The organism is Streptomyces sp. NBC_00247, from assembly GCF_036188265.1.
Classification (GTDB): domain Bacteria; phylum Actinomycetota; class Actinomycetes; order Streptomycetales; family Streptomycetaceae; genus Streptomyces.
In genome coordinates this window covers 7,302,037-7,322,153 of the sequence record NZ_CP108093.1, presented here as the reverse complement: position 1 = coordinate 7,322,153, position 20,117 = coordinate 7,302,037, and the positions used below count along the sequence as shown (strand labels likewise).

The 20,117-nt window shown below is 69.3% G+C and carries 24 protein-coding genes and 1 pseudogene; 9 read left to right on the top strand and 16 right to left on the bottom strand.

Annotated elements, in window-relative coordinates; all coding sequences use genetic code 11:
* Positions 1–91: 91 nt before the first annotated feature.
* The 3 genes from OHT52_RS31320 to OHT52_RS31310 form a co-directional block, all read right to left on the bottom strand.
* Positions 92–295, bottom strand: coding sequence for a cold-shock protein (locus OHT52_RS31320; protein WP_328723553.1), 204 nt, complete (start codon positions 293–295; stop codon positions 92–94).
* A 272-nt stretch (positions 296–567) separates the two neighbouring features.
* Entirely contained in the window at positions 568–792 is a 225-nt protein-coding gene (locus OHT52_RS31315) for a hypothetical protein (protein ID WP_328723552.1), read from the bottom strand.
* A 176-nt stretch (positions 793–968) separates the two neighbouring features.
* Complete coding sequence (locus OHT52_RS31310; RefSeq protein ID WP_328723551.1) at positions 969–1,466, bottom strand: hypothetical protein; 498 nt, start codon at positions 1,464–1,466, stop codon at positions 969–971.
* A gap of 26 nt (positions 1,467–1,492) precedes the next feature.
* Here OHT52_RS31310 and OHT52_RS31305 point away from each other — a divergent pair, with 26 nt between their 5' ends.
* Positions 1,493–1,876: a hypothetical protein gene (locus OHT52_RS31305; RefSeq protein WP_328723550.1), complete on the top strand. Its 384-nt coding sequence runs from the start codon at positions 1,493–1,495 to the stop codon at positions 1,874–1,876.
* Positions 1,877–2,276: 400 nt separating this feature from the next.
* The gene (locus OHT52_RS31300) at positions 2,277–2,861 is read left to right on the top strand and encodes a DUF6875 domain-containing protein (protein ID WP_328723549.1); all 585 of its coding nucleotides are present in this window, start codon (positions 2,277–2,279) and stop codon (positions 2,859–2,861) included.
* Positions 2,862–2,887: 26 nt separating this feature from the next.
* Here OHT52_RS31300 and OHT52_RS31295 read toward each other — a convergent pair whose 3' ends face one another.
* Together OHT52_RS31295 and OHT52_RS31290 are read right to left on the bottom strand one after the other, a co-directional pair.
* Positions 2,888–3,739 (bottom strand): serine/threonine-protein kinase, encoded by an 852-nt coding sequence (locus OHT52_RS31295; protein ID WP_328723548.1) that lies wholly within the window; start codon positions 3,737–3,739, stop codon positions 2,888–2,890.
* 262 nt (positions 3,740–4,001) lie between these two features.
* On the bottom strand, positions 4,002–4,436 hold the full coding sequence (locus tag OHT52_RS31290; protein WP_328723547.1) for a hypothetical protein: 435 nt from the start codon (positions 4,434–4,436) through the stop codon (positions 4,002–4,004).
* A 20-nt stretch (positions 4,437–4,456) separates the two neighbouring features.
* Here OHT52_RS31290 and OHT52_RS31285 point away from each other — a divergent pair.
* Positions 4,457–4,719, top strand: a pseudogene (locus OHT52_RS31285) (IS5/IS1182 family transposase); the annotation flags it as partial.
* Positions 4,716–5,114 (top strand): hypothetical protein, encoded by a 399-nt coding sequence (locus tag OHT52_RS31280; protein WP_328723546.1) that lies wholly within the window; start codon positions 4,716–4,718, stop codon positions 5,112–5,114. The pseudogene OHT52_RS31285 and the gene OHT52_RS31280, both read left to right, overlap by 4 nt.
* 201 nt (positions 5,115–5,315) lie before the next feature.
* Here OHT52_RS31280 and OHT52_RS31275 read toward each other — a convergent pair whose 3' ends face one another.
* The 4 genes from OHT52_RS31275 to OHT52_RS31260 all read right to left on the bottom strand — a co-directional run bounded on the left by OHT52_RS31275 (position 5,316) and on the right by OHT52_RS31260 (position 7,914).
* Entirely contained in the window at positions 5,316–5,636 is a 321-nt protein-coding gene (locus OHT52_RS31275; protein WP_328723545.1) for a hypothetical protein, read from the bottom strand.
* 68 nt (positions 5,637–5,704) lie between these two features.
* Complete coding sequence (locus tag OHT52_RS31270) at positions 5,705–6,256, bottom strand: EF-hand domain-containing protein (protein ID WP_328723544.1); 552 nt, start codon at positions 6,254–6,256, stop codon at positions 5,705–5,707.
* Positions 6,257–6,382: 126 nt separating this feature from the next.
* Positions 6,383–7,573: a hypothetical protein gene (locus tag OHT52_RS31265; RefSeq protein ID WP_328723543.1), complete on the bottom strand. Its 1,191-nt coding sequence runs from the start codon at positions 7,571–7,573 to the stop codon at positions 6,383–6,385.
* Between the two features lie 32 nt (positions 7,574–7,605).
* Positions 7,606–7,914, bottom strand: a complete 309-nt coding sequence (locus OHT52_RS31260; RefSeq protein ID WP_328723542.1) for a chaplin family protein — start codon at positions 7,912–7,914, stop codon at positions 7,606–7,608.
* 466 nt (positions 7,915–8,380) lie between these two features.
* On the opposite strand from OHT52_RS31260, the gene OHT52_RS31255 reads away from it, so the two are divergent.
* The 3 genes from OHT52_RS31255 (at position 8,381) to OHT52_RS31245 (ending at position 11,438) form a co-directional block, all read left to right on the top strand.
* Positions 8,381–8,869, top strand: a complete 489-nt coding sequence (locus OHT52_RS31255; RefSeq protein WP_328723541.1) for a hypothetical protein — start codon at positions 8,381–8,383, stop codon at positions 8,867–8,869.
* Positions 8,870–9,151: 282 nt separating this feature from the next.
* The gene (locus OHT52_RS31250) at positions 9,152–10,435 is read left to right on the top strand and encodes an argininosuccinate synthase (RefSeq protein ID WP_328723540.1); all 1,284 of its coding nucleotides are present in this window, start codon (positions 9,152–9,154) and stop codon (positions 10,433–10,435) included.
* 292 nt (positions 10,436–10,727) lie between these two features.
* A complete protein-coding gene (locus OHT52_RS31245; protein WP_328723539.1) occupies positions 10,728–11,438 on the top strand; it encodes a hypothetical protein in 711 nt (236 codons plus the stop codon).
* Positions 11,439–11,464: 26 nt separating this feature from the next.
* On the opposite strand, the gene OHT52_RS31240 is transcribed toward OHT52_RS31245, so the two are convergent.
* The 4 genes from OHT52_RS31240 to OHT52_RS31225 all read right to left on the bottom strand — a co-directional run bounded on the left by OHT52_RS31240 (position 11,465) and on the right by OHT52_RS31225 (position 14,313).
* The gene (locus OHT52_RS31240) at positions 11,465–12,049 is read right to left on the bottom strand and encodes a DUF6875 domain-containing protein (protein ID WP_328723538.1); all 585 of its coding nucleotides are present in this window, start codon (positions 12,047–12,049) and stop codon (positions 11,465–11,467) included.
* Between the two features lie 414 nt (positions 12,050–12,463).
* Entirely contained in the window at positions 12,464–12,847 is a 384-nt protein-coding gene (locus OHT52_RS31235) for a hypothetical protein (protein ID WP_328723537.1), read from the bottom strand.
* Between the two features lie 237 nt (positions 12,848–13,084).
* Positions 13,085–13,306, bottom strand: a complete 222-nt coding sequence (locus OHT52_RS31230; RefSeq protein ID WP_328723536.1) for a cold-shock protein — start codon at positions 13,304–13,306, stop codon at positions 13,085–13,087.
* 803 nt (positions 13,307–14,109) lie between these two features.
* The gene (locus OHT52_RS31225) at positions 14,110–14,313 is read right to left on the bottom strand and encodes a cold-shock protein (RefSeq protein ID WP_328723535.1); all 204 of its coding nucleotides are present in this window, start codon (positions 14,311–14,313) and stop codon (positions 14,110–14,112) included.
* A gap of 415 nt (positions 14,314–14,728) precedes the next feature.
* Between OHT52_RS31225 and OHT52_RS31220 the strand changes: the two genes are divergently transcribed.
* Positions 14,729–14,968 carry a carbohydrate-binding module family 14 protein gene (locus OHT52_RS31220; protein ID WP_328723534.1) on the top strand — a complete coding sequence of 80 codons (240 nt, stop codon included), beginning with the start codon at positions 14,729–14,731 and terminating at the stop codon, positions 14,966–14,968.
* A gap of 99 nt (positions 14,969–15,067) precedes the next feature.
* Here the strand turns inward: OHT52_RS31220 and OHT52_RS31215 are convergent, their stop codons facing one another.
* Positions 15,068–16,303: a phthiocerol/phthiodiolone dimycocerosyl transferase family protein gene (locus OHT52_RS31215; protein ID WP_328723533.1), complete on the bottom strand. Its 1,236-nt coding sequence runs from the start codon at positions 16,301–16,303 to the stop codon at positions 15,068–15,070.
* A gap of 898 nt (positions 16,304–17,201) precedes the next feature.
* On the opposite strand from OHT52_RS31215, the gene OHT52_RS31210 reads away from it, so the two are divergent.
* Entirely contained in the window at positions 17,202–17,369 is a 168-nt protein-coding gene (locus OHT52_RS31210; protein WP_328723532.1) for a cold-shock protein, read from the top strand.
* 213 nt (positions 17,370–17,582) lie between these two features.
* Here OHT52_RS31210 and OHT52_RS31205 read toward each other — a convergent pair.
* Positions 17,583–18,372 (bottom strand): IS5 family transposase gene (locus OHT52_RS31205; RefSeq protein WP_443046828.1). Its coding sequence is split into 2 segments (ribosomal slippage): positions 17,583–18,042 and positions 18,041–18,372, totalling 792 coding nucleotides; the frame shifts between segments, so codons are not numbered across the junction.
* Positions 18,373–18,482: 110 nt separating this feature from the next.
* A complete protein-coding gene (locus OHT52_RS31200; RefSeq protein ID WP_328723344.1) occupies positions 18,483–20,108 on the bottom strand; it encodes an ISAzo13 family transposase in 1,626 nt (541 codons plus the stop codon).
* Positions 20,109–20,117: the final 9 nt, after the last annotated feature.

Genomic DNA, 20,117 nt, shown 5'->3' with positions numbered 1-20,117 from the left:
TCCACACGCAGCGACATCCCAGGCTGCGGAGAGCCGGGCTGCGGACGGTGCCGGGCAGGGCGAGTCCGTCGTCCTGCCCGGCACCATCAGCTCAGGCACTCGTGACGTTCTCCGCCTCAGGGCCCTTCGGCCCGTCGGTCACGTCGTACTCGACCGCTTGGCCCTCATCCAGATTGCGGAACCCGGAGGCATTGATCGACGAGTAGTGCACGTACACCTCCGCACCGCCGTCGTCCGGGTTGATGGCCCCGTAGCCCTTCTCCGCGTTGAACCACTTCACCGTTCCTGTCGGCATGGTGTTCCCTTCTGGCACTGCTGGAAGACCCCGGAAGCCCCGTCAGTCACTGGGGCTCCGGGCTGATATGCCGGGGCGTCACACGCCGCACGGCGGATCCAAATCCACCACCCGAACGCTCCCGCCCCGGAGAGAAGCGTTTCCCCCCGCGCGCCGCCGCCCCGGACTCCACTCGGCTCCGGGGCGGAGCGGGCGACCGGACCCGTCCGCGTGGTGCGTCCGCTTCAGGACCGGGTGCCCACTCCTCCTGGTCAGCCCGTGAGAGCGCCGCGCTAGCCGATCGGGCCCTCGCCGGGGAACTGCGTGCCACCCTGGAACCGGCCCTCGTCGTCGTAGAAGGTGACGGTGCCGTTGCCCTGATCGCTCTGCCAGCTGACCGTGTTGCCGTCGTCGCTCCGGCTCATGGTCAAGTCGTCCGCGTGGGCGGTACCCACCGCGGACAGGACGACCCCGGCCATCACCACAACAACGGACGCGTACCTGCTCTTCGTCATCATGCATCCGCTAACGATCAAGCTTGCCCAGCGTCACCACTCCAGGGATCTGTTGCCGTCCCCTGGAGCAGTCCCGCGGAGATCGTGGCGGCCCGTGCCGTATCAACACCCGGTCGACCCGTGTGTCTCAGCGCGGCGTGGACCCGGCAGAGGTGCGCGGAACCAGTCAGGCGCGGGTGTCAGCCGGCCGGGCGCCGTCCTGGACCAGTAGGACAGCATCGTTGCCGAACAGGATCCGGTGTGGCCCGCGCTTTGGCGACGAAGCTGTCCAGGGCGCGGCGCAGGTCGGAGAACCAGTAACCGTAGTAAACGAGTTCGGCGTAGCGCAGGGCCATGGCCTGTTTGTGGTGGAGTGTCTCGCGGTCGAGGACGATCGCTTCGAGTTCCTCGTGCGCGGTCATCAGCACGGTCGCGGCCGGCGCTTCGTAGATGCCGCGGGTCTTGAATCCGACGACGCGGTTCTCGACGATGTCGACGCGGCCCACCGCGTGCCGCGCGGCGACGGCGCTGAACCGGCGCACCAGTTCGGCGAGCGGCAGCCTCTCGCCGTCGAGGGTGACGGGTGTCCCGGACTCGGTGTGGCGCCCATCGGTCGGTGATGGCGGTGGCCTGCAGAAAGGGCTGCCTGCTGGTGTGCCGGCTGAACGCGGGCTCGGTAGTGACGGCGCGTTACCCATCCGCCAGACGAATCGTTGACTGGTACATGAACAAGCATCTCTCTGCTCGATTCACGACGGTCGGGGTGGCCATGGCACTGGCCGTCGCCCTGTCCGCCGCTCCGGCCTTCGCCGACAATTCCATCGAGATCACCACAGTTGGCTCGGCTGAGCTGACAGTCGACTACGCCTGCGAAGCCTCGGCAGGCGTAGTCGCAATCAAGGCGCTGATGGGCGATGTCAACGCAGAGCTCCCGTCAGCCACCGGAACTCAGAACGACGTCACGTGCGATGGCTCTCGTCACTCCGCCACGATCGCTCTTGAAGGGGAACAGCCGTCAGCAGGGCAGACAGTGCAAGTGCGGGCTGCGCTGGTCGACGGTGACAACAATGTCGTCACCGGGCACGTCAAAGTGGTCACCTTCGAGTAGTGCCGGCATCAGAGCCAGGCCGCCCGCCCTCGGTTCCGCCCATGCCAAGCGGACCGCGTTCCCTGGCCGGATGCGCAGCTTCCGGATCGCTGGCGGTGTGGTGGCGAGGCGATCGTGCTGCGGTGCGATGAGGCGGGGCACGAACACCGACTTGTCACTGAGCGCGGACTTGGCGCCATGCGTCAAGTCCGCGCTCAGAGTTCACGTGCCGACGGCATAGCGCGCACGGCTCAGACTGTGCGAGCCGTGCTGGCCAGCAGCTGCAGCCGCCCGCTCTGTTCGTGTCACCACATCCCACCGGCCTCACTGATGAAACGGGGTCGGGGAGCCGCACCGGGTACACGGGGTCGGTCGTTGGGCACCGGGCGGTGCTCTTCGGGAGTGCCAGGGGAGTCGAGGTGTGCTGGTGGTGGAAGCGGTCGGGGAAGCGGCCCGTTGGTTCGAAACCTATCTCTGCCGCCCGCACGAGGGTGTGGGGCGGCCCGGGGCGGTGTGCCCGTTCATGGTCCCGGCCCTGCGCGCCGACAGCGTACGGGTCCACGTGTTCCCCGGCGGTGCGGGCCTGGACGGTCTGCTGTCCACGGTCGGCGCGATGGTGGAGGTTCTGCGGGGTGGTGGCTGGCCGACGTCCAACCGCGCTCTGCACGCCGTAGTCGCCGTCCTGCCCGACCTTCCGCAGGCCGACGAGGAGCTCCTGGACCACGTGCAGGAGAAAGTCAGGACCCGGCTGGCCGGGGAGGGGATGATGCTCGGCCAGTTCCATGCGCGGTGCGACCAGGGTGCCGCGCGCAACCCCGGCTTTCCGGTGTCCCGCTCCCCGATCCCGATGCTGGCGCTGCGCTGGATGGCCCTGCACGATGTGCTGTTCCTCCACGACGACCCGGACCGGTTCGCCGCCTATGAGGAGCGGTTCGGGACCGTCTACCGGTCCGGGCGCACCGTGGACCCGCTGTTCGCCCGGCTCCACCAGCAGGCCCGTCGCTGAGAGCGGGTGCCGCACACCCGCGAGGGTCAGGGGAGCAGGCCGGTGAGGGTCTGGGCGAGGTCCCGGGCTGTGGGCCGGTCCCGGGACGCGCTCACCAGGGCCTGCCGCAGGACGGCTTGGAGTTCGGGCCATGGCGTCTCCGTCCGCAGGGGGATGCGGCCGGTGGCGATCTGGGTGCGGAGCTGGTCCGACGTCAGGTGCTCCGGTGTGATTCCGGCGCCCGGGTAGTCCAGGGGCCAGGTGCCGGTGACGCAGGTCCACAGGGTGGCGGCCAGAGTGTAGGCATCCGCCGCCATGCCGGCGGGCAGTGGCATGTCGCCCGCACCGCGCAGGGCCAGCTCGGGCGGCACGAGATGGTCGATGCCCACCCCTGTGACCGGTGGTGGCCGCATGCCTTCGCGCCAGCTCCACGCCAGGTCGATCAGGCGCACACCGTCGGAGGTGTGGATCCCGTGGTCGGGCTGGAGATCGGCGTGGACCCATCCCAGATCGTGCAGGTCGGCGACCGCCCGGCACAGGTCAATCGCGGCGTCGAGCCCAGTCCTGTGCCCGGTGCCGTTCTCCCGGAAGCGGGTGAAGGCATCCCAGGTGGACGGGCCCTCGAACCACCGCGAGATCAGCCATGCGCTGTCCGCTCCCCGGCCGGAAGCGAGCAGATGCCCGGACCATCCCAGCGCCCGGAGAACCTCGGTCTCCCGGGACACGGCTGCCGAGCCGTCGCCGGTGCCGATCTTCACGGCGTTTCTCACGCCGGTACCCGCCGCCTCCCACACCACCGCCCCCCGACGGGACGTCACCTCCCTCAACCGGAAGCCGCTCCCGCAACGCGCCTCGACCACCGCGAGAGCCTCGGCGTGTTCGGAAGGAATCTGCCCCATCCTGCGAATCCCTCTCTGAGTTGCCGCCATACAGCACCGGCCCCGGGTGACCGGCCCGTGCACGGCGGGGCAGGTCGGACGAGTGTCTTCGACGGCGTGGACGATGCCCAGGATTCAACGTGGCGCCCCGCCTGGCCATGGCCGGGCCAGAGGAAGGGAGCATACATAGGGAAACGATCGGTGAGCGGCTCGACGGACACCTTCGAGGCACCGACACAAAGCGCCCGCGGCGCACCGGGGGTGCGCGCCGAGGTCTCAGACCTCAGCCGGAGACGGGGGGCACGGGACGGCCGGTCAGTCGCCGCCCGTGGCATCCGACGCAGGACCGGCAGCACCGGCACCCGGGGCACTGCTCCCGTATGAGGTCGCCGCACGGCTGGAACCGGTCCTCGGACGGGTCCGGGCACCAGCACTCGCAGCACGACCCGCACCGGGCGTGGACGCGGTCGGCGCGGCGGCCGTCGCGCACGGTGGTGGAGCGGTCCCCGCAGTCCCGGTACCGGCGCGGCACCACCGGGGCCGGCTCCGGCAGCAGAGCCATCTCCCGCGCCCACGTCCGCGGCGCGTCCAGGTCGGCGGCGGTGACCCTGGCGGCCGGGGCGACGGGGTGCGCGAGGACCGGCCCGACCGCCGACAGGTAGCCGAGGGTCCTGCGCAGCTGCTCCTGGTGGTGGGCGCCGGCGCGGACCCACGCCACCGGGCGGTCGTGGGTCCGCCCACGAGGCCGGCCTGGGCATCGACGTCGAGATCGTCGCCCGCGACCCGCAGATCAAGGGATTCGTGCCGCAGCCGAAGCGTTGGAGGGTCGAGCAGACCTACGGAATCCTGATACTGCACCGGCGCCTGGTCCGCGACTACGAGCACCACCCCCTTCCTCCTCCGTTTCACGCGTCTACTGGGCCATGACCCACGTCATGACCCGCCGGCTCACCGGCGCGAACACCCCCACCTGGCGCGAGGCACAGGCGATCGCAGCATGAACATCCAGCCGTTGCTCGAAGCCCTGGAACTGCAGGAGCAAGCCGCCCGGGCCCTGGCCGACGACCTCCGTGAACAGATCGACGGCCTGCAGAACCGGTTGCGGGAGGCCGAGACCCATCTGGAGCATCTCGCGATCACCTGCACCACCGTCACCAGCCTCGCCGACCGGCTTCCCGCTGCCGCACCGGACCTGCCCGAGCACCCGGACTACCCCCGCATCCTCGCCGCCTTCAACCACGCGACCGGACCAATACGGGCCAGGGACGTCTGCCAAGCCCTCGGTCACGAGCTGCTGCCGAAGAACGCCGAGGGCACCCGCGCCAAGCTGAAACGCCTGGTCAGACTCGGGATCCTCATCCAAGCCGACACCGGCAGTTTCGCCAGAAAGCCATAGCTGACAGAGCCCCACCAGCGGCCTTACTCCACCCTCAAGCAGAAACGGACATCAACTCACGAACCGCCCACTGAGGGTCATCGCTGGGATGAGGTACCACCTTTATGGCAGTGAGCCAGCTCAGGCGTCTTCTCCGGGATCCAGGAAGACCGGGGTGCCACGCCCCTGTTCGTCCCTTCTCCGTGTCAGCCGGTCCCAGTCCTAGCCCATCGCGGACGCGAGGGACAGGTACCCGCGGTCCTGGAGCGCGCGGTCGGCGGCGTCTAGGCCGACGGCCGTGAAGAAGCCGCGGACCACGCCTGGCTTCTGGAGGAGGCTGACGTGCCAGCCGCCACCGGAGGCCGGGTAGGCAACCGCGTACCAGGGCGCCGGAGTCGCCCGTACCGCCTCCAGCACCTCCGGCCCCCAAGACGCGGCGGGCATGGGCAGGGCGGGCACGGACGCGGGTGGCGCGGGTACGGGTGTAGCAGAGAGGGGTGGCTCAGGCGCGGCGGGCGCGGGCAGGGCGGGTAAGCGGCTCATGATCGGGAACCTAGCAGTGCGCCGGCGGCCTGGTCAGAGGGCTTTCGGACGGTTTGGGGTTCTGGTGGTCAGGCGGAGCCGAAGAAGAGGCTGCCCGGGGCGTCCGGGTCGTTCAGCAGGAAGTGCTGACGGATCGCCCGGAGGAACTCCGGACGGGAGACCGTGTCGTCGCCGCTGGTGTCCAGAGTCCTGAACGCCTGCAGGGCGTCGGCTTCTTCGATGGCCCACACGTCAGTCAGGAAGCGGATGTACTCCTCCCGGCTGATCTCGTTGTCGCCGTTGACGTCGATCACGTCGAAGAGCACATGCCCCAGCCCGTCGGCCACGTTCAGCCGGCTCGTGTCGGCGCTCGCCCGACGGACAGCGTCAACGTACTGGTCCCTGCTCAACCGGTCCCCCTGCACATCCGCGTGACGCAGCAGCTCCAGCCAGTAAGTCTGGAAGAAGGCGTGGAGGGCGCGGGCGCGGCGGTCGTCGGGGCCGAGGTGGTAGGCGGTGAGGTAGCGGTCGGCGAGCCGCTGGTAGTCCGACCGGTCGAGGTGACCGTCATGGTCGCTGTCCAGGGCGGCGAAGGAGCGGCCCAGCTTCGTGGCGATGATGTCGGGTGCGGCGGTGACCATGGTGATGGTCCTCTGCGGGTGTCGAAGCGGTGGAAAGGATCATCGTCGCGTGCGGAACAGCGCGGTGTCGGACTGACGGGTTCGTTGTCACTCCTTCAGACGCAACGATGTCGTACCCACCCACGGTCAGTGTGGTGCGAGGAGGTGGGTTTCGTAGGTGTGGTGGTGGCGGGTGGTGGTGCGGTGGTGGAGAAGGTCGGCTGCCCGGTCGGGTTCGCCGGCATCGGCGAGGGCGCGGGCGAGGGTGTCCTGGATGATTTCCCGTTCCACGCGTACGCCGCCGATGCGCTCCGTCTTCTCGCCGAGGGAGCTGAGGAGGTCGGCTGCTGCCCGGGGGCGGCCCGCGGTGATGTCGGCCAGGGCTCGGGCGACGGGTGCCAGGACGTCGCGGTAGTCGGGTCGTTCGTCGCCGCCGGCCCGCTTGGCGAGGGCGAGCAGGTCGTCGGTCGCGGCTTCCACCGCGAGAGCCAGGGCCAGGTTGAAGGTGTGGAAGATCTCTGCCATGCCCCCAGGGGCGGTGAGGAGTTCTCTGACGTGTTCGAGATCGCTCCGGCCGGCGGGTGCCTGTCCGACGAGGAGCAGGCGCCAGTTCGTCGCTGCCCGCATCCCGACGTCCTCGTGGGCGAGTGCTGTATCGGCCCGGCGGCGGGCGTCGGGGAAGTCGCCGCAGGCGATGGACTGCAGTGCGGCGTGCCAGTTGAGGTGGCGGGTGTGCATGGCGTCCGGGTCGGCCGCCAGCCACTGGTCGAGGAAGCTGACCGAGGCGGGGCCTGCACCGAGTTCGTGTCCGGCGTGTGCGAGAGCGTGTGCGGCGACGCCCGAGCGCGGGTGCAGGGTCAGCGCCCGCTCGGCAAGGCCGTGTGCCTCACGGGCCCGTCCCTGCTCGGCCCGGATCGCTGCGAGCCAGCTCGTCCACGGCCAGTTGTCTGGACCGGCCAGTTCCCATTGCGATTCCACCAGGGACTCGCCCTGCGCACGGTAGACGTCGTCGCCGCATTCGGCGAAGACACCCATGAGCAGCCCGGCCTGTTCGTCGGCGGGCCAACGGGCGAAGTGGCCCACCAGGTGATCAGCGGTCAGTCGGTGGTGCCGGTGCGTGTGCAGGAAGACCCCGTGGACAAGGCTTGTCTCCCGTGGGCCGGCCAAGCGGGCATCCCGGTGGGCAATCACCAGTTGTTCCCGCAGGTCCTCGTCGCCAAGCCGGTCGGCCGTCACCAGGGTGAGCAGCCCGCGGGCGACTCCGCAGTCCGGATCACGGTGCACCCACTGCTTGAGGAGAGGCAGCGCCCTGCCGCTCAACGACAGAAGCTCGGACACTGCCCGCTCCTGAGTGCCGGCCACCGTGTTCGTCACTCGGCCGGGCGGAACAGGACCGTGCAGACGATGCCGCTGTTGCCGCACTGGTTGCGTCCCAGATGCAGCGGCAGCCCGATGTGGTTGCCACTCACCGCCCCGCTGCCGGCCACGGTCGCGCCGGCGTTCTGCGCACCGCCCTGGGCGATGCAGGTGTTGCCGAACGCGGCGTTCCCGACACCGACGACGTTCGCCTGGGCGGCACCCGCCGGCAGCAGAGCCACACCGGCCACCGCCCCCAGAACAGCTGCCCGTGCACTCGTACGGCCGATACGGCTGGGTCCCTGCGCCTGCGAATCCACCATGTTCTCCCTCTGTCCGGCCCCGACTCCCGGCGCCCTCGTCCCACCGCGCCGGGGAGAGCCCGGCCGCACCCGATCAACGACACCGCACCCTTACGGACACGAAGCCGCGCCAACGCGGGAGCACAGGCTGACGGCGGTTCGACAGACCCTGGAGGGAGCACGGTCTGGTCCCGCCGCCTCACCCAGGTCCGGGCAGGAAGACGGGCCCGTGCCCGCCCGCCCCGGGTGTCGGGTTGGGCCCGGGATGGGGGGATCGGTGTCCTCACGCTCGGCGTAGTGCGCGAGGTTCTCGGCGTCGAGGCCGCCACCCGGCATGAGGACGGTTCGTCTGGATCATGGCCCCCGCCCACGATCGGGTGATTGCGGTGAGGGCATCTCGGTACCGGGTTCGCTGGCTACTGCCGTCCAACCAGTTCGGTGGGGCGGTCTCAGTGGAACCCCTTCCCAGAGAGGCACGGTGGGCACGATGGCCAACCTGAAGAAGTCCTGTACCGCGGCGGCAGTGGTAGCGGCCCTGACGATCGGGGCTGGCGTCTTCACCGCTACGCCGGCCAGTGCCGCCGGCCGGGTCGCCATCGAGAACGTGGCGGACGGGCTGTTCCTCACCGCGGACGGCGATGTGCTGCTCACCGGGAAGTACAACGGTGCGGACCAGGACTGGGTACTGATCTCACCTCCGGGTGCAGCGGCCGGGGTCTACCAGATCCAGCTGGACGGGACCAAGAGGTGCGTCAAGGCCGTCGCCCAGGACGATGTGCAGATGGCGGACTGCGCGGCCAACCCCGGCAAGCCGCAGAGGTGGAAGGTGGACCTGTCGGGCAGGGCGCGGGCGATCGAGAGCCGGCAGTACCCCGGGCATGTCCTCCACAACGACGCGGGCATCGTCGGCCTCCGGCCCGCCGGCCACGACCTGAACGAGCAGAAGTGGCTCCCCGGAAGGCCGCCCCTGGGCTGAGCAACCCTGCCGCCCGCATGGGACTCGACGGAGCTGATCCGCTGCCCCGGCGCTTCGGGCCGACAAGGCGGAGGCGGGTCGTGCCGGGACATGGCGCCGATCTTCACCCCCCGGTGACTACATGTCACTGCCCACCGGGTGACGAGTGCCCCGGCCCCGTCGGCCTGCCGAGTATGTCGGAGCCGTCCTCCGCTGCCAGCAGAGCGGCGGTTTGGAGTCCCGCAGCGAGTGGCGGCTCTCGTGAGGTTGTGGACCCCGGGGCGGGGATGCGGTGCGTGCGGGATGGACAGACTCCAGGAGGGGTTCCGTGGTCTGTGCGGAGCGTCCTGGACGCTGCAGGCGGTGGATGCCACCGGCGTCGCCCCCTTGCCCGGCGTCATCTCTGGAGGGCTCATGAAGATCGTGCTCGCCTATTCAGGAGGTCTGGACACCTCCGTGGCCCTGCACTGGCTCAAGGAGCGGTACGACGCCGAGATCATCGCGTTCTGCGCGGACATCGGCCAGATCGAGTCCCTGGACACGATCGAGGAACGGGCGCTGCGCACCGGCGCCTCGAAGGTGTATGTCGAGCCGCTCACCGATCGTTTCCTGAAGGACTTCGCGCTACCCGCGCTGCGGGCCCATGCCCGTTACGAGAACAAGTACCTGGTGGCCGCGCCTCTCTCGCGTCCGCTGATCGCTCAGCGGATGGTCGAGATCGCCCATGCGGAGGGGGCGGACGCGGTCGCCCACGGGGCGACGGGCAAGGGCAACGACCAGGTGCGCTTCTTCACCAGTGTCACCGCTCTCGATCCCGATCTGCGGGTCTTGGCACCCGTCATCGACTGGGAACTGACCACCCGGGAGTCGGAGCTCGACTACGCCCGGGAACACAGCATCCAGGTGCCGGTCACCCCCGACAGCCCTTACAGCATCGACACCAACATCTGGGGCACCAGCATCGAGTGCGGCGAACTGGACGACATCGGCCGGCCACCACCGGAACGTGCCTGGCAGCTCACCGCCGACCCCAAGACAGCCCCGGACCACCCGGAGCAAGTCACCATCGGGTTCGAGTCCGGGACCCCCGTCGCCCTCAACGGGCAGAGGCTCCCCCTTCCCGAGCTCGTGCACCGGCTCAACGCCGTCGCCGCACGGCACGGAGTAGGCCGCGTCGACATCGTCGAGAACCGCATCGTCGGCTTCAAGACCCGCGGCATCTACGAAGCGCCCGCCGCAACCGTGCTGATGACCGCGCACCAGGAACTCGAAGCGATCGTCCTCGACCGCGAAACACTCCACCACAAACAGGCCATGGCCCTGCGCTACGCCGAACTCGTCTACTACGGCTACTGGTTCACCGACCTGCGCCGCGCCCTGGACGCCTTCGTCTCCAGCCTCCAGACCGCCATGACCGGCGACATCACCCTGGAGCTGTTCAAAGGCTCGCACAGCGTTGTCGCCCGGCACTCCCCCAGCTCCCGCTACAGCGGATCCCTGGCCACCTACGAAACCGGCGACACCTTTGATCACCAGGCAGGCGCCGCCTTCGCCTACGTATGGTCCCTCCCCCTGACCCGGCCATGACCGAAAGAGCACCACTCGAAGCGGAGTTCCGGGCATCATCTGGCGCCGACGAACGCGGGCGCACCCCACGGGTCGGCGCACACGCTGCCGCGGGGACCCGGAACGGCATTCGCGACCGACGGGCCGAACGCAATGGAGGAGAGTCCGAGTGATGGGGCAGTTTCCGTCCGGACACGCAGAGGCCCTTGCGGTGGTCGAGGCCCGCTGCGGGGGCGGCTTCCGGTTGCGGAAGGTGACATCCCGCCGGGGTGCGGTGGTGTGGGAGGCCACGAGTGCCGGCGGGAGAGCTGCCGTGAAGATCGGCACCGGCGACGGCGCGGCAGCCGTGTCGCGGGAGGCGGAGGTTCTCCGGGCGCTGGGGTGGTCCGGGCATCTGCTCGCCGCGGGCCTGGGGCCGGGCAGTGCGTGGTTGGTAGCGCGGTGGTTCGAAGGGCCCTCCACGTGGGATGCCTTCACCTCGTGCCGGGAGAACGGTACGGGGCGGCGGGCGGGACTCGGCGCGGCGGTGGAGCTGTGCCGGACGGTCGCCGCTCTGCACGACATGGGCTGGGTCCACGCCGATCTCCAGCCGGACCACGGGATCCACACTGGTGGTGGTGTCCGTCTGATCGACCTGGCCTGGAGCTGGCGGGAGGGGATGCGGCCGCCACCGGTGACGGGGGTGGGCATCGACCACCTCGTGCCGCCGGAGCTGGCGCTGCGCGGCGCAGGCGACATGCCTCTGGACGCAGGCAGGGCAGCCGACGTCTACACCCTGGCCGCCACCCTGTGGACCTGCGTCACCGGAACCTGGCCCCTGGACTACCCGGCCGCCGGCATCACAACCGAGCACCTGACCTCGGACCAGCTCCGCACCCAGATCGCCACCGGCTGCATCCCCCTGCGGACCGCGGCACCATGGCCCGAGCTCCAAGCCGTTCTCCAGCCGGCCCTGCTGAACTCGCCCCGGGACCGGCCCACAGCCCGGGACCTCGCCCAGACCCTCAGCGACCTGGGTTCCTGACCTTGTCGGGTACGGCACCTGCACTCCTAGCGGTGTGCCTGCTGGTAGAGGCGGGTGAACAGCGGGTCCACGGTGCGCCCGGAGCGGTAGACGGTCCCGAACCGCTCCTCATAGGCGACGAACCGGTCCGGGTCGTCGTGGACGAACAGGACATCGTGCAGAGCCATCCAGCGCAGCGCCAGCATCGGGATCGGGGAACGGGACACCGGGAACCCGGGGTTGCGCGCGGCACCCTGCTCGCACGGGGAATGGAACTGGCCGAGCATCATCCCCTCCCGGGCCAGAGGTGTCCTGACCTTCTCCTGCACGTGGTCCAGGAGCTCTTCGTCGGCCTGGGGAAGGTCGGGCAGGACGGCGACTACGGCGTGCAGAGCGCGGTTGGACGTCGGCCACCCATCGCCCCGCAGGACCTCGACCATGGCGTCGACCGCGGACAGCAGACCGTCCAGGCCCGCACCACCGTGGAACACGTGGACCCGTACACCGTCGGCGCGCAGGGCCGGGACCATGAACGGGCACACCGCCCCGGGCCGCCCCACACCCTCATGAGGCCGGCACAGATAGGTCTCGAACCAACCGACCGCTTCCTCGACCGCTTCCACCACCGGCACACCCCCACCCTTCCCCGGCACCCCCGGACGGGCACCGCCCGATGCCCAACGACCGGGCCGGTGCACTCGGTGCGGCTCTCCGATCCCGTTCCAGTGGTGAGGCCGGCGGGATGCGTTGTCACGGCCAGAATGGGCGGTTGCAGCGGCACTTCAGCTGCCCGCGAGCAAGGCTCACAGTCTGAGCCGTGCTCGCGATGCCATCGGCATGTGACCTCCGAGCGTGAATTTGTCGCGCGGAACCACGTTCGCGTTCGGTCACGACTCTGTGGTCGCGCCTCGCCACATCGCGCTGTGCACGATCGCCTCGCCACCACACCGTCGGCGACCGGAACACTTCGCATATGGCCACGGAACGCCGCGATCGGCTTGGCGTCGGAGGAACCGAGGACGGGTGGCGTGGCTCTGATGCTGGCACTACCCGAGGGTGACCATTCTGGCCTGCCCTGTGACGACATTGCCGTCACCGTCGACCAGTGCAACGCGCACTTGCACGGTCTGCCCTGCTGATAGCTGCTCACCGTCGAGAGCGATCGTGGCGGAGTGGCGAGAGCCTTCGCACGTGACGTCAGTCTGAGTTCCGGTGGCTGACGGGCTGTCTGCGTTGACATCGCCCACCATCGCCTTGATTTCGACGACTCCTGCCGAGGCATCGCAGGCGTAGTCCACTGTCAGCTCGGCCGGGCCGACAGTGGTGATCTCGATGGAATTCTCGGCGGAGGCCGGAGCGGCAGGCAATGCGACGGCCAAGGCCATCGCCCCGCCGACCGCCGCAAGTCGAGCAGAGAAAAACTTGTTCATGCACCAGTCAACGACTTGTCCGGCGGGCGGGTAACGCCCCGTCACTTTCTGCCCGGGCTCGGGCGGTACACGGGTAGCCGGCGCGTTCAACGGACCACTGTCATCACCGAACGATGGGGCACCACAATCCGGGCCGTCGGGTGTGATCGAGTGTCCGGGCGGGGCTGCCGTTCAGAGACAGGACGGGCAGTACCCGAGCGGCCCAAGGCCCCCGCCGGGGGCCGTGGGCCCAAAGACTCAGGCGCTGGTGACGTTCTCCGCCTCGGGGCCCTTGGGCCCGTTGGTCACTTCGAACTCGACCGCCTGGCCCTCATCCAGATTGCGGAACCCGAAACCGTTGACCGCCGAGTAGTGGACGTACACCTCCGCACCGCCGTCGTCCGGGTTAATGGCCCCGTAGCCCTTCTCCGCGTTGAACCACTTCACCGTTCCCGTCGCCTGACGTTTCCCTTCAGGCACTGCTGGAATTCCCCGGTCACCCTCCACCGGGACCCGGGCCGGACCGCCGCGCGCCGTCACACATCCGCACGGCGGAACCAACCCGACCACCCCACAACAACCACCCCGGGCAGGAGCGTTTCCCCCCCCCGCGCGGAACCAACTCGGTTCTGGGCCGGAGCGGAAGGCCACACCGTCCGCGTGGGGCATCCGCTTCAGGCCCGGGCGCCTGCTCTCCCCGGGCCAGCCGGTGAGGGTGCCGCGTCAGCCGGTCGGGCCCTCGGCGGGGAACTGGGCGGTTTGCTGGAACCGGTTCTCGTCGTTGGCGAAGCTGATGGGCCGGTCATGGCCGGGCCAGGGGAAAGCGACCATACGTAGGCGAATGCGGCGCCTGCCTGGTGATCGAAGGTGTCGCCGGTTTCGTAGGTGGCCAGGGAGCCGCTGTAGCGGGAGTTCGGAGACTGCCGGGCGACGACGGGCCCGTACCGCACGCACCACACCACCACGCCCGTTCGCTCGCCCGGGGTTCCGCGGCCTCGGAAGACCAGCCCCCGCCGGACCCTCGTTCCTGACGACGCGGGACTGCTCCGTGACACTTCGGGGTGCCGGTGCGGGCCTCACGTCGCACTGCGAGCGCCGCGGGCGGCGCCGGAGGCGGTCACCAGACCGCCCAGTGTCACGCTCGCGGCTCCCGCGTTTCCCGAGGTCCCATCCTCGTGTGCTGTGCGCGGCCCAGGGCCGCGCACAGCACCGGGTGGCCGAGCTCCGGCGACGGACCCCGCGAGCAGTAGTCCGGTTCCTCGCCAGCCGGTACCAGAAAGCTGTCAGGCGCTTGTCACGTTCTCGGCCTCCGGGCCCTTGGGCCCGTTGGTGACCTCGAACTCGACGGCCTGGCCCTCGTCGAGGTCGCGGAAGCCGGAACCGTTGATCGCAGAGTGGTGGACGAACACCTCAGCACCGCCGTCGTCCGGGTCGATGGCTCCGTAGCCCTTCTCCGCGTTGTACCACTTCACCGTTCCCCTCGGCATGATGTGCTTCCTTCCTGGGGCAGCTCCGGGGCACCTGGCCGGGCTCCGGGTTCCGGCCAGGTTCCTCACACGCACACGGCCGGGACGAAGCCAACTCGACCACGTCCGACCCGTTTTTCCCGACAGAACCGTTTCCCCCGGACCGGTCGCGCACGCCGTCACCGACTCGTACCCCGGTGGCTCTCGGACGCCCGGAAAGCACCACGACAGCCCGCCGCAGAGCTCGTTTCCCCGGACCTGTTCCTGACGCCCGGACAGCGCCGGAACCCGGACAGTCTCCCCAGCGAAGTGCTACGTCAAGTCGCCCGACACGTTCCCCGCGCGGGCATCAGCTTCCTGGTCACCCGCCGTGTTCGTGACTTCCGACGCCCGGATCCGTTGGAGACACCAAATATCACCTCCGAAAGGTTCCCCTGTGCTCAAGAAGATCCTTATCGCTTCGATGCTCACGGCCACCGCCACCACGGGATTCGCTTCCCCTGTCATGGCCGCCGACCCCGCACCACACAGCGCCGACGCAACCCTCTCCGCCGACGCACCCGCCGACGCGCCGGCCGGCTCACGCAGGCACACCATCGGACGCTGCTCGCCCGGGCTGCTCTTCGACTCGATCAAGCTGACCTGCGACTACGCGGGACTTGTCGAACCCAGCTGAAAGAACCCTGCCGACCGGTCGCCCCTTTCCCTTGCTCACCTGTGCGGTGGGGGCCGGCGGCCATGACGGGGGAAGTCCGGACGGCCCTCTCGTCCTCGCCTAAGCCGTCCTCAAGAGGTTCTCCATTCCGGCCGATACTCGGCGGGCGAACTTCTGGATCTGCTGGTCGGTGTACCAGGCGGTGCTGTAGGAGAGGTCGACGGCCAAGCGGCCCTGGTAGCGGCTGACAACGGCGAAGATCACGGGGACGTGTCCGAGCGGGGCCAGACGCACACCGGTGACATGCAGTCCGCCGACCACTGCAGGGGCGGTGATGGTGCCGACGTTGGTGATGACGAGGCTGGGCGGGTGCTGGTCGAGCATGTACGGGAACGCGGCAAGCTCCCGTGCCGCATCCCCGCTGTCCAGTGCCGCCCGCAACTGTGCGGCGACCTCCTGGCCGACCGTGGCGGGGTGGTCCGTCTCCCCGATCCGCAGGCGCAGGGTGGCCGTGGTGGCGGCGGACTGCAGGAGGCCGGCGGGCAGAGGCGGGGAGAGCCGGCGTCGCATGTCCACCGCGGTCGTGCACAGCACCGGCCGCGGTCCCGGTGCAGGCGGGAGCAGGGAGTGCAGGCTGGTCAGCAGGACTCCGGAGACCAGGGAGTTGAGGGTGAGCGATGCGTCGCGGGCCGCCTGGGCCAGGCGTGCGCTGTGGTCGGCACCGGTATCGATGCCGATCAGGCGGAAGGCAGGGTGAGGGCCGGGGCCGCCCTCGTGGGAGGCCAGTGCAGGCACAAGTGCGGGAGGTTCTTGCGCGTCGAGGCGTGCCCGCGCGGCCACGAAGTCCCTCAGCCCTTCAGGGGTGAACCGGGCGGCGAGCAGGTCGTCGAGCGAAGGCCCGAGCACCGGGAACTGCGGGAGCGGGGGAAGCGGGTGCCCCGTGGCCAGTGCGCTGTAGATGTCCCACAGCCGGTGGTGGAGGTCCAGGTAGCTCATTCCGTCGACGAACGCCCGCGGCAGGGTCAGCACCACCCGGGTACGCCCCGGCTCCCGCAGCAGGGTCATCCGCAGCAGCGGGTCCTCCTCCCAGAGCTGGGGTGCGTTGATCTCCTCTTCGAAATCCGCACCGCGCCCCAGGACCGGGCCGCGGCCGACCTCCCCGGTACGGACGACAGCCCGACCGTCTCGGTCTGGGACGATGCGCGCTCCCAGCAAGGGACAGCCCGCGTACAGGTGGGCGAGTGCCTGGGCGAGAGCCTCCTCGTCCAGGGCGCCCTCGACCGTGCTCTGCAGAACGACCCGCACACCGGCCGTATGGATGGCCGCCTCGTGCGGAGCGAGCAGACGTTCAGCCATGATCCCCTCCAGCCCTCGGAAACGGCATCCGCCGCCCCCGGCGCTGACGTACTGCCCATCCGCAAGCCGGACCCAACACGGGCACAGCGGGGCACACATGTGCCCGCGTACCGGGGACTGCGTCGTCCTGTCCTCCATCGCCGACCACGTCGGAAATGCGCTCCGCCCTCCGAGAGAACCGGCCACCACAACGGTCCGCCAGCAGCCCTGGGGCACCTTTCGGGAGACTGCCGCCCCTCCCGCTTGGGCCCGTGTGCCACCGGGGCCAGCCCCAGAGCCGTGGCATATCGAGATCCAGGGCCCGGCCCGCCGAAACGGGTTGGACCCGCAGAGTCCTGCTCAGGCCGCCCGGGACAGCACCGGTCCGGTGCGAACGCCCGGCTCCGGCATCGGACCTCACCCCGGAACTGCGTCCAGCAAAGGCGCCTCCCTGTGAAAGCACAGAGCGGTCACGTGCGGCCTGGCAGCGCCAGTGGCCCAGCGCCAAGGCGCGGCCCACGATCCGCCAGCCGTCCGTACGGCCGCCCAGCTGTGCCGTTCGGCCCGGCTGGCCGACAGCGCTACGCGGCCCGCACCAGCATCGAGGATGCCCTCCATGCCGTCCACACACCGGCCTGCGCGACGCCTTGCCAGAACCTGACTCCGGCACCAACTCACCGCAGCCACGACCAGCCCCGCACGCCTCGGCGCCCGGACCACCAACAGGCCCCCACCCCACCCAACCTGCCGCAATCGGGGCACCTACCCCCGGGGCGAGGGTGCCGGAGCCCGGGGGCCGGTTGTTGGAGAAGACGCCGTCGCGGAGGCGCCCGGCCCGAAGGTCACCCGAAGCGGGACGCTTCCGCCGCCCGGCAGGGGCGGCCGGGCGAATCCAATCATCCGAGAAGGGAACAGTCTCATGGCGTCAGGGAAAGTGAAGTCGTACCACCCCGAGAAGGGCTTCGGCTACATCACGCCGGACGATGGCGGCGCGGACGTCTGGTTCGACCACTCCTCGTTCGACAACATCAACTTGGATCACCTGGAAGAAGGCCAGACGGTCGAGTACCAGGCCACAACGGAGTGAAGGGCCCGGTCGTCGAAAGCGTTCAGCTCTCCTAAGGGCTGTCCCGCAATTCCTGGCGGGTGCGCGACGACAGCTACGGCACCTCGCCGCGTTGTCGGAACGTCCACATACATCCAGTATGCGGACGCCCCTCCGCCTTGCGATGCACCGCATCTGACGCCGCGCACTGATCCACCACGAATTGCGGGACAGCCCTTAGAGCTCGTAACACGATCATGGTCGGGTCTTCTTGAGGCGTCGGTAGCAGATGAGGCTGCAGGCGAGGGAGACGAAGGCGTCGTGGAGTTCGGTGCGGCGTTCCCAGCGGACGGCGAGTCGTTTGAAGTGGTGGAGCAGGGCGAAGGTCTGCTCGACGACGTATCGCAGCTTGCCGATGCCCTTGATGTTCGGTGATCCCTTGCGAGAGATGACGGGCAAGATTCGTCGGCGACGGAGCTCGTCGCGGTGAGCGTTGGAGTCGTACCCTTTGTCGCCGAGCAGGGCCTCTGGCCGTCGGCGGGGCCGGCCGGGTCGGCCTGCGACGGGTGGGATGCCGTCGACCAGGGCCAGGGTCTGGGTGACGTCGTTGACGTTGGCTGCGGTCGTGATGACCTTGAGCGGGGTGCCGCGTCCGTCGCAGATCAGGTGGTGCTTGCTGCCCGTCTTCCGCCGGTCGACCGGCGACGGACCGGTGTCGGCGCCCCTTTTTCGCGCGGATGTGGGAACCGTCCACACACGCACGTGACCAGTCGAGTTCGCCGGCCGCGTTCAGCTCCGCAAGCAGGACCCGATGCAACTGGTCGAAGACTCCTGCCTTCTGCCACCGGTCCAGCCGACGCCAGCAGGTCTGCCCCGAGCCGAACCGGAGTTCCAGGGGCAGGAGTTGCCAGGATATGTCGTTGTAGAGGACGAACAGGATGCCCTGGAGGCAGAGTCGATCCGACACCGGCCTCGGCCCCGGAGACCGCTCCGGCCACGGCGGCAGCAACGGCTCGATCAGAACCCACAACTCATCGTCCACGATCCACGGTCGGGTACTCACATCCTCACGAACAGCCGAATCGTCACACCGGTTACGCCCCACCAGCCAACATCAACAAGATCGTGTTACGAGCTCTTAGGGCTTGCAGATCATTAACACGTCGTCTTGATCTTGTTGTCCTCGCTGGTCTGTGCCTGGACCCGGTCCTGAAGGGCGGCGAGGGCCGTGGGTGGGGTTGTCGCCGGTGGGATGGTGATGCCGTGTGCCTCGAGCAGTCGCCGGTTCTTCAGGAGGGTGCGGTGCATCGCGGTGCGGCTGGTGCCGAACAGCACGGCGAGGGGTTCTGCGGCCAGGGCGTCCCGCAGGTGGAGCACGGTGGCCAGGACCTGGTCGGCGAAGGCCAGCCGAGGCGGCCGACCGCGCCGGGTATCCCCGTCCGGGGCCAGGGTCTCGGTGAGGTCGTTCAGTTGCTGGCGGGTCATCCCGGTCAGTGCTGAATCGGAGAGCAGGGCCTGGTCCCACTCCGGGTCCGGCGTCTTCGGGGCCCGGGCCGCCGGGATTCCCGGTGATGGTTGGGGGTGCAGTGCGTAGTTCCAGGCGCCCTGGAACGCGTGCCGGGTCAGCGGTAGGGCGGCCATTGCCGCGTCTTTGATGCGGACTCCGGTCGGGTAGGTGTTGGTGTCGAGTTCGGCTCTCACGCGCAGTCCGGTGCGGGTGGTGGTCGCGGCGATCGACTGCACGATGACTTCGTGACTGGTCAGCGGGCGGCCGTTCCAGTTCATGGTGATGTGCGAGAAGAGCCGGTGCTCGATCTTGTTCCACTTCGATGTGCCTGGTGGTAGGTGACACACGGTGATCGTCAGCCCGGTTTCAGCTGCGAGTTGGGCCAGCTCGAGCTTCCAGGACCGGGTGCGGTAGCCGTTGGATCCGCCGGCGTCGGCGGTGATCAGCAGCCGTGTCGCCCGCGGGTAGGCAGCCTGGCCCTGGCCGTGCCACCAGCGGCGGATCGATTCCACTGCGAACGCGGCGGTGTCGTGATCGGTGCCGACGTTGACCCAGCCGGTGTTCGCGGTCAGATCGTAGATCCCGTAGGGGACGGCTTTGCCCAGCTGCGGGTCGGCGAAGTCGTGGACGCTGACCGGGACAGGCTCGCCGGTAGGACGCCACTGGCGGCCGCTGTTCTTGAAGACGCCGACGAGCTCCTTCTTCTTGGTGTCCACGCTGATGACCGGCTGGCCGGCGTCCCGGTAGTTGCGGGCCTGCTCGTTGAGGTAGCGGAACTGGGCGTCCCGGTCCGGATGCTGACTGCCCTCGAGCTTCTTCGCGTTGGCCTGAAGACTGAAGCCTTCCTGCCGCAGCAGGTCGCCCACGGTATCGGCGCTGATCCGGTGCCCGGCCCGGGCCAGCTCCGCAGCGAGCGTACGGGTCGATTTCACCGTCCACCGCAGCGGCGACATCGGGTCGCCTCTCTCCTCGGGCTCGACCAGCGCCAGTAGTGCCGGCCGCAGCCCCGGATCCAGATCGGCGACCCGTTTGCGTCCTCCGCCGGGACGCCGGACCCGCCCCAACGGCTCCTCTCCGGATTCCAGCTCGAACACGCCGTTGCGGACCGTCGTCTCGCTGACCTGGGCCGCCCGGGCGACAGCGCGGATGCCACCATGCCCCAGCAGCCGGGCCTCGGTTCCTATCAGCAGCCGTCGCTGCCGCTCGTCCAGATGTGGGAACAACACCGCGAACTTTGCGAAGAGTTGGTCACGGGTCTCGTCCGGGATGCGCATACCAGACCA